Origin of the sequence: Vibrio sp. M260118, assembly GCF_036533755.1 — a bacterium.
GTDB lineage: Bacteria > Pseudomonadota > Gammaproteobacteria > Enterobacterales > Vibrionaceae > Vibrio.
In genome coordinates, this window is record NZ_JATABG010000543.1 from 1 (window position 1) to 1,661 (window position 1,661).

The following is a 1,661-nucleotide window of genomic DNA, read 5'->3' on the forward strand; positions in this document are numbered from 1 at the left end:
AGCAATAACCGCAAGTAACAGGAATGCGAAGTGAGGCATTCCTGGCACCAAGCCCATAACGCCGATGATCGACGCTGTAATCATCAGTGCTTTGGGGTTGTCGAACATCTGGAAAACAACCTGCTGCCCCATATCCTCATCGGTGTTTTGGCGAGTCACCATGATTGCCGCACCAATAGAGAGTAATAGCGACGGGATCTGAGCAACCAAGCCATCACCAATAGTCAGCAAGGTGTAGATTTGCAACGCCTCACTAAAGCCGAGGTCATACTGAGCCATACCGATGGAAAGACCACCAATAATGTTAATAAACAAGATCAGGATACCAGCGATGGCATCACCTTTTACGAACTTCGAAGCACCATCCATCGAACCATAGAAATCGGCTTCTTTGGTCACTTCGTCACGTCTTGTTCTCGCTTGATCTTGATCGATAAGGCCCGCATTCAAGTCAGCATCAATCGCCATCTGTTTGCCCGGTAAGGCATCAAGAGTGAAGCGCGCGCTTACCTCAGAAATACGGCCAGCACCTTTGGTCACAACCATAAAGTTAATGATCATCAAGATCATAAACACCACTAAACCAACCGCGTAGTTACCGCCAATAACAACACTACCAAACGCTTCAATGACCTTACCTGCAGCCCCCTCACCTTCGTGACCGTAAAGTAATACCACTCGGGTCGAGGCGACGTTTAACGCCAGACGGAGTAGAGTCGAGATCAGCAGAACTGTTGGAAAAGCAGCAAAGTCGAGCGGTCTACGGGTATAAACCGTTACTAAAAGTACCACCATGGCCAACGCAATGTTAAAGGTAAAGAACAAGTCGAGCAGGAACGCAGGAATGGGTAGAACAACCATCGCCAGCGTTGCCAATACCATGACAGGCGCGCCAATAGCTGGCATCGCCCGTTGAGGAATCTGTGGCAATTTGTCCGCAAACGGCAAAGAAAACTTCATAGTTGGGTAGCTGCAATAATCGGAAAAAGAATAACTTGGCTATACCATGCAATATCCAGTCCATGGTCTCTGTCAAATTAATGGCTAAGAGGCTACATAGCGGATAATGTACTTGGGTATTTGGCACGCCTATACACGTGCCATTGAACTCAGCCGTTAAGCGAGTATGAGCTATGGCTGGATATTGAACGCAATTTCGCCCGATGTTTTATCTGGCGAATATTCAATGCAGGTTAAACCAGATGTAGGAAACATTGGTGGATGAATATCAGTAACAAACTCCGCAGTCAAATAGCCCACTAGTGGCAGGTGCGAGACCAATAACACTGACTCATAATGATAAGTATCAATCAAAGCAGAGACGTAATCAGCAACATGCTCTGAATCACCATAAGGGGTGATATCTTCACAAACTTCTACCTGATCTGAAGTAAAGCTTGCAGAGATCTCTTGCCACGTTTGCTGGGCACGAATATAAGGGCTGACTAGCACCTTATCGAATTGAGAGAAGCCTTTTTCTGCACAAGCACGTGCAACGGCGGCTGATGCTCGTCTTCCGGGTGGGGTTAATTCTCTCTCAGCATCTGAAGGGGCAAAGTGCTCAGCTTCTCCGTGACGCATGATGAAAATTTTCATGGCAAATTCCTACTACTACCCGCGTTTATCGTTGGGGTGACTATTCCGCTGCAGTTAACACAGCT

The 1,661-nt window shown here is 47.1% G+C and carries 2 protein-coding genes; both read right to left on the reverse strand.

The window, feature by feature from the left end:
- Positions 1-960: FHIPEP family type III secretion protein (locus tag QTO00_RS19340; RefSeq protein WP_331426197.1), on the reverse strand; the 960-nt coding region annotated here is incomplete at its 3' end.
- 171 nt (positions 961-1,131) lie between these two features.
- Positions 1,132-1,596, reverse strand: a complete 465-nt coding sequence (gene sixA, locus QTO00_RS19345) for a phosphohistidine phosphatase SixA (RefSeq protein WP_331426198.1) — start codon at positions 1,594-1,596, stop codon at positions 1,132-1,134.
- Between the last annotated feature and the right edge of the window lie 65 nt (positions 1,597-1,661).